Source organism: Actinocorallia aurantiaca, assembly GCF_039533685.1.
Classification (GTDB): Bacteria; Actinomycetota; Actinomycetes; order Streptosporangiales; family Streptosporangiaceae; genus Actinocorallia; species Actinocorallia aurantiaca.
This window is the reverse complement of record NZ_BAAATZ010000028.1, coordinates 1-1,341: the sequence shown is the minus strand read 5'-3', so window position 1 is coordinate 1,341 and position 1,341 is coordinate 1. Positions and strand designations below refer to the sequence as shown.

Annotated in this window: 1 protein-coding gene; it reads right to left on the bottom strand. The window is 60.7% G+C overall.

What is annotated here, in order from left to right; genetic code table 11:
• Window positions 1-44 precede the first annotated feature (44 nt).
• Window positions 45-1,243 (bottom strand): IS3 family transposase gene (locus ABD327_RS27875; RefSeq protein WP_344454483.1). Its coding sequence is split into 2 segments (ribosomal slippage): window positions 45-991 and window positions 991-1,243, totalling 1,200 coding nucleotides; the frame shifts between segments, so codons are not numbered across the junction.
• Window positions 1,244-1,341 lie beyond the last annotated feature (98 nt).

Genomic DNA, 1,341 nt, shown 5'->3' with positions numbered 1-1,341 from the left:
TGTGATGTGCCCTGCCGATTCCGGACAGCTTATTTGCGGTTAGTTCACGCCGCGAGCTGCCGTTCGAGGTACTCGTTGTGGACCTGTCGAGGGGTCTTGTAGTCGAGTCCCGAGTGGCGACGTCGTGAATTATAGCGGAGCTCGATGTAGCGGACAACGTCGCGGTACGCGTGTGCCCGGGTCGGATATTGCGTCCGGTGAACGCGTTCGTTCTTGAGTGCGGCGAAGAAAGACTCCGCCATTGCATTGTCGTAACAGATGCCGGTCCGGCCCACCGATTGCCTGAGGTTATGGCGCTTCAACGTCTTGGCGAACTGGCTGGACGTGTAATTGCTGCCGCGATCGGAGTGAAAGATCGCCTGGTCTGCAAGGTCGTGGTTGCGGGCGGCCATGGCGATGGCCTTCTCGATGAGCGGTGTCTTGTAGTTGTCATCCATCGCCCAGCCGATGACGGCCTTGGTGTGGCAGTCGATGACAGTCGCCAGATAGACCCAGCCCTCCCACGTTTCGATGTAAGTGATATCGCCGACCATTTTCAGTCCGGGTGCTTCGGCGGTGAAGTCCCGCTGGACCAGGTCGGGGATCGCGTGTTCCAGGCCGTCGCCTTCGGTCAGGCCGAACCGCCAGGGCCGCGGCTGGCACGGCTCCAGGCCCAGCTCCCGCATGCAGGACCGGACGAGCTCCGGGCCGGCCTCCACGCCTTCGTCGACGAGGTCCGCGTGGATGCGCCGGTACCCGTAGGTCTCATCGGATTCCTTGAAGAAGAACAGCACCCAGGCCTTGATCTCCTCGCGCCTGCGTGCGGTCGCCGATTCCGGCCGTCCTCGCCATTCGTAGAATCCAGAACGGGAGACTTCGAGCCAGGCGCACATCTTGGTGATCGGAAAGGCGTCTTCATTGTTCGCGATGGATGTCGTTGCGTACTCAGCGTCGATGAACTCGAACTTGTCGTTCACCGAGGATCCGCGGCGAAGTACGCGGCAACTTTTTCCAGGAAGGCGACTTTCTGCTTCAGCTCCCGAAGCTCACGCTCCGTTTCGCGGAGCCGCACACGCTCGCTGGTCGAGAGCGGCGGGTCGTCCCCGGCATGCTCACGCCGGTAGGCGCCCACCCAATTGGTGAGAGTTCCCGCATTGATTCCGAGTTCCCTGGCCACCTGTGCGATCGGGCGCGAGGTCTCGATCACCAACTTCACGGCTTCTTCCCGGAACTCAGGAGAATAGTTCTTCTTCGATCGAGCCAAAATTAAACACCTTCCGGACAATCCCATTGTAGTGGGACCACTGTCCGGAACCTTCGGGGCGCTTCATTGACCTGGGCAAACCTGAAGAGAAGACACGG